A 6,000-nucleotide genomic window follows, 5' to 3' on the forward strand; every position below is an offset into this window, starting at 1 on the left:
ATTACCGTGTGTGATTATTTTCAGTAAGTGAACTCGTATGATTGAGCGTTGTTTCGAAGTGATGCTGCAAGTATCAACCATATATTCTGATACAAATCATATTCATTATTATCACAAAATCGAACATTCATGTGTTTACCCGCTTTTACGTTCTCCATACAATCATTGGCATTGAATGCGATTTAGGTAGGGGATAACTATGAAAAGAACAACCATTTTGATTGTTTCTCTGCTTATCACCCTCGCCATGGCATTATTGATTTTGGGCAGTTTCCATGCGCAATCATTAGAGCAAGCAATAAGATTAGCGGAGAGTGATTTTTTATGGATGGTCTTTTTTGTTCGTTTATATTGGGGGGCTAACTTACTTTTCTCTCGCGCCATTGCATTGCTGACAGTCACCGGCTCGTGTGGGCTGTTTTTTATGGTAGTCACTTTTTTGTTAAATATGAGTTTCCCCAAAAAAATTGATGGAGTAACTCACTGAGAGTGAAAAAATAATATAGGGACACTTCACTTTCTGGCCATACTCAATAAGTTGCCCATGCAGATTTTAAATTGCTCAGGCAATCATCTGGATAGAGATATATTGGGTTATAGTTGCGACATTTTGGTTCATCCTGCGCTTCAATTTGTGATATTTACCGCACAACCATAATTCCTCCATGAAACACGACTGATAGACTTATATTATCGACGGGTAGCATATGAATTCAGCACCACGTATAGCATTGGCAGCGCGTGGGGTTGCTGCACCAGTACCATTACCCTCGGTGCTGGTGCTTTTTTATGTTTTTCCATCTAATGATCTTTTTTGATTTATTCCCTGTGTTGGGGCTATTGCTCTTTTACCCCACCATCTACGCCCTCTTCCATGAGAGTGATGCTGTTCGCGTTTTTGCGCTGACAATTTTCTGATGCCGCATCCTGATGTAAGAAAGATTTAATAAGGCAGGGGTGTTGTGGGCATTCCACAGTATTGGCAAGGAAAGCATAAGCGGTTAAATAGGGGAGAGGGGCGCGCAGTTGTGGGGATAACTTATTTGGAGCTCTACGCGAGGAGGTTTCCTCTTTATGTCCGAAATTTAGCATTGCATTTGATTCAAAAAGAAAAACCAGCCGTATAGGCTGGTTTTAAGGGAATTTTTGGTCGGCATGACTGGATTCGAACCAGCGACCCCTGACACCCCATGACAGTGCGCTACCGGGCTGCGCTACATGCCGACTGAATGCTATCCTACTGATTTAATGGATAAATGCAAGTCGGCAAATTAAAAAAGCCACAAAGCTGCCAGCCGGCTCACAGAACCGGACTACGCGGCGGATGTCAGCATCAATATGCGCGCCGGTCTGTGGGTAGGTCATCATGTACTGATGACCTACAACCGCTTAGTCAGTGATAAATCGCCGCACTTCTTTCAATGCTTGCAGCAATACCGCCAGCCGTGGTTTGTCTTCCGGCAATGGCTTGTAATTGTTGTCATAGGCATTGAACTGACCACGGTTATCCAACTGCATCTGCTGATCTGGGCTGATGATCACCAACTGATTCGCGTCACCGGCCAAGATCCAGTTATTTTTGCGCTCAGGCGCAAACAGGTTTTCACCCTGCGAGTAGTCTGAGGCTGGATTGGTCACGTGCAGCAAATCTTCCATCAACGTGGTGGATACATCCAGATTGCTGGTCAGTTTTTGCACCGTGGCGGCAGGTTTACCTGGCCAATGGATGACCAATGGCACACGCAGCTCATACGGGCTAAAACTTTGGTTATAACCCCAGCGGTTATGGCCGGTCTCGTTAAATTCCATGCCGTGATCCGAGGTGATAATTACAATGGTACTTTGCAGCAGGTTATCTTGCTGCAATGTGGTAAATACCTTCTGCAATTGCTCATCCACACTGGTGACGGCTTCGGCGTATTTAGCTTCTAGCTCAGTGGCGCTGGTAGCTTGAATAGCATCTTCGTTGCTGTTTTCCAATCCACGGCTGCGCTGGCTGATGGCTTTATCGAAGGCGGCCGGCACGCTGTAATTGACGTAGGCAAACCATGGCTCTTTACGATCCGGTTGGGTAACCCACTGTTGCCAACGCTGTGTTACGGCAGCATCACTTTTTACTAGATTTTTCGGATGGTTTTTCGGTAGATAAAAACCATTGAACAGCGAACGTCGATAGAGCGGGGCAGCGAAGCCATTGGCAGAGAACAGACCCATTTGGTAGTTCTGCTTTTGCAGCAAATCGATCATTTCTGAGGATTTTTGAATCGAGAGAATGCCATCCAAATAGGTTGGTGTAATGCCATAAAACAGCCCGAACAGGCCGCTATTGGCATTATTGCCGTTGCTAAAGTTATTGGTAAAGCGCTGTGCGCCATCCGCAAACTGATTAAGCGCTGGCATCTCTTGCGGATTGAGGGCATCTGCACGCAGGCCATTGACCACAATCATCAAGACATTATAACGAGGTGCGCCCGCCGGAATTTGGTAGTTCACATCTTCACGTGGATAGTGAACGGTTGAGGCATCTGGGCTGCCGAATTGGCTGCGTTGCTGGGCGTATTCAGCCTGATCCAAGAAACCATAACGCTCCAAAAAGCGCTTAGCGGTCATTGGATAATACAGCGGCAGGTTGGCCTTTTGCATGGTGATTGGGCGATACAAAGTCGCATCGGCCCAGCTGTACACCAGATGTGCGGTAATAAAGCAGGCGATAAAGAGCACCGCAAAATAGCGGTCGAAGGTACGACGGCTCAGGCTGCGTAGCTTGTTCCAGCTCCAGTTGGCGAACAGTAGCTCAATCAAGAAGATAAGTGGAACGGCCACAAACAGTAGCTGCCAATTGCGCGAAAGCTCGCCGTCATCAGGATTGACGAGGATTTCCCACACCACTGGACTTAGGTGCAAGTGGAATTGGCTGAAAACTTCGGTATCAACCAATAATAAGGTAAGACCGCTGGTCGCCAGAATGACAGCAACCAGCCGTAAGATCCGTTGCGACATCACCACAAAGGTGAGCGGGAACAGAATTAGCAGGTAAGCGGCAAAGCCTAAAAAACCAAAATGCCCGATCCAGCTGACAAAGGCATAGACCCGTCCGAATAGTGTCGGTGGCCAGTCGGCGGCCAGAAAATAGCGGCTACCAATCGCCAGTGACGCCAATATGTTAAATAAGGCAAACCAGTGTCCCCAGGTAATCATCTGGGACACTTTTTCTCGGTACTGCGGGCCGGTCTTGAACATCAGGCTTCTGCCACCCCTGTCATTTATTGCAGTTTCTCTTCTTTAACAGAAGAAAGCAGTGCATCGGCAAAAGAGCGTGCAATCACTTTACGCTGTGCCGGGGCAATGCTGGAGTTAATCACGTTAGTGACCATATTACCTAAAACCATCAGCGACAGGTCAACCGGAACCTGATGACGCTCGAGAGTTTCAATCATTTCATTCAGAATTTGTTCGACTTTTTCGTCGCTGTAACGAGATTTTTGTGGCATTAAACTGTGCTCATAACGGTGTTTTAGTGGAATATGATACCTAAAGCGCCTGCCGATTTCTGCTTTTTTGTGCACTGACCTGTTGATTGCTTTTCGGTTGCGCTGCGAGAGGCAGGGTGATTCAATATCCCCTTATTCAAAACCCTCACAAAAGCTTGGCTTTTGATGAATCAACGCGCATGCGGAGAAACGGCAACATGACCCTTAAAGTTAACCATATCGTACTGCACCAACTGGTCAAACAAGATGAATCAACGCTGCAAATGATCTTGCGTGATTCCTTACTGACCGTCAGTGACGCCACTGAGCAGATGATGGAGGAACTGCACCGGGTATATTCCGCTAAGGCCGGTAAGGCGTATGGCCTGTTTGATACTGAAAGCCAGTTTGCCGAAAAGCTGCGGGCGCTGGTTCAGCAGCAAACCGATTTTCTCTCTTTTTCCCGTGAGGCGACCACGCAGCTGCGTGATGAGTTGTCCAAATACCCGTTTGCCGAAAGCGGTGTGGTGGTGATGTGCCAATATCGCTATCTGGCGTCAGAATACCTATTCATTGCCCAACTGAACAGTTGCGTCAGTATGCGCGTCAACGAAGCGCTGGATGTGAGCACGACGCAGTATCTGGACATCAATCATCTGGATGTGGCGGCGCGCATTGATCTGACCGAGTGGCAGAGCAACCCAGAATCGCAACGCTATCTGACTTTCGTCAAAGGCCGAGTCGGGCGTAAAGTGTCCGACTTCTTTATGGATTTTCTTGGCGCGGCAGAAGGGCTAGATACCAAGGCGCAAAACCGTGGCTTGCTGCAAGCGGTGGATGACTATTGCGCCGAAGCGCAGTTGGATAAAAGCGAGCGTCAGGAATACCGCCAGAAGGTTTACAGCTATTGTAATGAGCAGCTGCAAGCGGGCGAAGAGATTGCGCTGAAAGAGCTGTCTAACGAGTTGCCAGAAGTGGGTGAGCAAAACTTTTATCAGTTTGCCGAGCAACAAGACTACGCATTAGAAGAAACCTTCCCGGCCGATCGCAGCACACTGCGTCAACTGACCAAATTTACCGGCAGTGGCGGTGGCATTACGCTGAGTTTTGATGCCTTACTGATGGGGGAGCGAATTTTTTGGGATCCAGCCACAGATACCCTGACTATCAAAGGCACGCCACCGAATTTGCGTGATCAGCTGCAGCGCCGTGGTGGCTCTTCTTCTTGAGCGACAAATGATAGATAACAAAAAACGCCGCAATTGCGGCGTTTTTTTCATCGGTCGAAGCGCGAAAAAAATTAAGCGCGAACGAAGTCGATGTGAGTTACTTTTGGCTTGAACGCGTGACGCTGCATAGCCTGAACTTTAACTTTTACTTCTTCGCCAGCGATAACCAGAGTCAGTTCGCTGTTGTAGAAAGCGTCATTCTTTTGCACGTTGATGATAGCGTCGTGGTCCAGAACGATAGATACTGCTGGCTTGTTGCCACCGTAAACGATAGCAGGGATTTTGTTAGCAGTACGCAGGCGGCGGCTCGCACCCTTACCCTGCTCTTTGTCAGAACGAACTTCAGCGTTGAAAGTGAACATTATTGTTTCTCACTTAAGGTTAGTTAAAGGCTTAACGCAGGCGACCCAGCATTAAACCCGAGTAAAACGAGGGCGGATTTTACCGAAATTATACCCTGACCGCAAATTGAATCTGTCAGTTAGCGCCTTGTTCTGGCAGCGTTGTGGCGCTGACGCAACGCGAGAGCTGACATTTTGCCCAGAAACTGCCTAAAAACGATCCTTATTGATCCTTGCGCATGATCTTGATGATCGTCTTGTGTTTAACCACGCAGCTCATGGGCTTTGCGAAAGCGTCCTTGGTAGTCGAAGATTTTGTCGCGGATCTTCAGGTATTTTCCCTGCTGGCGCGCGACCACAAAGTCGGGATGCCGCAGCAACTCTTGTTGCTTTAAGATATCGTCGGCATTTTTCCACGCCAACGGCACGCCTGGCGCGCGCTGATGTTGACGCAGGAAGTGCAGGGTAAACACGTGCCGCTGTGCGCTGGTGCTCAGATAGAAGCGTTCTTTGACATCTGCGCCGTCTTCATCGAAATAGGTGATATCCAGCCATTCGCCTTTACTGTCTTGGCCACTTGCTAGGTGCATGCCTCCGCAGCGCAGTACCAGCGCATCGCGCAGGTTCAAGGCGGCTTTGAGCATATCGTCTGGGTCAACCAATACCTGATCGCATTGCTGACAGCGGCGCGCGGCAATGTCGTTTTCTGCGCCGCAGTGCGGACAGCTTTTAAAGCGAAAACGGTAGTCGCACTGTTCGCGAGCGCCATCGTCGTCTTCAAACCAACCCTGACAGCGGCGACCAAAGTGCTCAATGACCTGACCGGCGCTGTCTGTTTTGCCCCAAAATTGGTTGGCAAAACCACAGGCGGGGCAAAAAACCTGTACCGGTTGGCTGTCAGAGGCCGGTTTGTGGCTTCCTACTTCGGGGGTGTACAGATCGTGCGGGTTGCCGGCGTAG

General features: G+C 48.8%; 5 protein-coding genes, 1 tRNA gene and 1 pseudogene. 2 read left to right on the forward strand and 5 right to left on the reverse strand.

Features of this window, described 5'->3' with window-relative positions; all coding sequences use genetic code 11:
- Window positions 1-199 precede the first annotated feature (199 nt).
- A complete protein-coding gene (locus L975_RS02820) occupies window positions 200-487 on the forward strand; it encodes a hypothetical protein (RefSeq protein ID WP_039046146.1) in 288 nt (95 codons plus the stop codon).
- A 660-nt stretch (window positions 488-1,147) separates the two neighbouring features.
- On the opposite strand, the gene L975_RS02825 is transcribed toward L975_RS02820, so the two are convergent.
- The 3 genes from L975_RS02825 to L975_RS02835 form a co-directional block, all read right to left on the reverse strand.
- Window positions 1,148-1,224 (reverse strand) — tRNA-Pro (locus L975_RS02825).
- Between the two features lie 165 nt (window positions 1,225-1,389).
- A complete protein-coding gene (locus tag L975_RS02830; protein ID WP_039046147.1) occupies window positions 1,390-3,240 on the reverse strand; it encodes a DUF3413 domain-containing protein in 1,851 nt (616 codons plus the stop codon).
- A 23-nt stretch (window positions 3,241-3,263) separates the two neighbouring features.
- Complete coding sequence (locus L975_RS02835; RefSeq protein WP_010862016.1) at window positions 3,264-3,491, reverse strand: YejL family protein; 228 nt, start codon at window positions 3,489-3,491, stop codon at window positions 3,264-3,266.
- A gap of 197 nt (window positions 3,492-3,688) precedes the next feature.
- Here L975_RS02835 and yejK point away from each other — a divergent pair, with 197 nt between their 5' ends.
- Window positions 3,689-4,699: a nucleoid-associated protein YejK gene (gene yejK / locus L975_RS02840; RefSeq protein WP_047707082.1), complete on the forward strand. Its 1,011-nt coding sequence runs from the start codon at window positions 3,689-3,691 to the stop codon at window positions 4,697-4,699.
- Between the two features lie 71 nt (window positions 4,700-4,770).
- Here the strand turns inward: yejK and rplY are convergent, their stop codons facing one another.
- Together rplY and L975_RS02850 are read right to left on the reverse strand one after the other, a co-directional pair.
- Entirely contained in the window at window positions 4,771-5,061 is a 291-nt protein-coding gene (gene rplY / locus L975_RS02845; RefSeq protein WP_010862014.1) for a 50S ribosomal protein L25, read from the reverse strand.
- Window positions 5,062-5,303: 242 nt separating this feature from the next.
- Window positions 5,304-6,000, reverse strand: a pseudogene (locus L975_RS02850) (ATP-dependent helicase); the annotation flags it as partial.

It is taken from the genome of Plesiomonas sp. ZOR0011, from assembly GCF_000800945.1.
GTDB classification, from domain to species: domain Bacteria; phylum Pseudomonadota; class Gammaproteobacteria; order Enterobacterales; family CAMTGL01; genus Plesiomonas; species Plesiomonas shigelloides.

Coding starts and splice junctions, on each gene's coding strand:
- yejK (WP_047707082.1), top strand. CDS start 3,689: ATGACCCTTAAAGTTAACCATATCGTACTGCACCAACTGGTCAAACAA.
- L975_RS02835 (WP_010862016.1), bottom strand. CDS start 3,491: ATGCCACAAAAATCTCGTTACAGCGACGAAAAAGTCGAACAAATTCTG.
- L975_RS02830 (WP_039046147.1), bottom strand. CDS start 3,240: ATGTTCAAGACCGGCCCGCAGTACCGAGAAAAAGTGTCCCAGATGATT.
- L975_RS02820 (WP_039046146.1), top strand. CDS start 200: ATGAAAAGAACAACCATTTTGATTGTTTCTCTGCTTATCACCCTCGCC.
- rplY (WP_010862014.1), bottom strand. CDS start 5,061: ATGTTCACTTTCAACGCTGAAGTTCGTTCTGACAAAGAGCAGGGTAAG.